Here is a 233-nt window from a genome sequence, read left to right as displayed (position 1 = left end):
CCCTTGAGACTTTATGTCTCAATGGAGGCTAACGGGATCGAACCGATGACCTCCTGCGTGCAAAGCAGGCGCTCTCCCATCTGAGCTAAGCCCCCATCATTGCCTTTTATCAAAGCTTTTTTTGCTTTGAATGGGCCTAAATGGACTTGAACCATCGACCTCACGCTTATCAGGCGTGCGCTCTAACCAGCTGAGCTATAGGCCCGATTGTGCTTGGCTTGTTATTCAAGTTG

2 tRNA genes are annotated in these 233 nt (G+C 49.8%); both read right to left on the bottom strand.

The features are described 5' to 3' along the window. Positions 1–22: 22 nt before the first annotated feature. Positions 23–95 (bottom strand) — tRNA-Ala (locus tag HMPREF0528_RS08820). Between the two features lie 36 nt (positions 96–131). After that, positions 132–205: transfer RNA gene (locus tag HMPREF0528_RS08815), tRNA-Ile, on the bottom strand. Positions 206–233 lie beyond the last annotated feature (28 nt).

The sequence above is a fragment of the Lactobacillus johnsonii ATCC 33200 genome (assembly GCF_000159355.1).
GTDB classification, from domain to species: Bacteria; Bacillota; Bacilli; order Lactobacillales; family Lactobacillaceae; genus Lactobacillus; species Lactobacillus johnsonii.
This window is presented reverse-complemented; position numbering and strand designations above follow the sequence as displayed.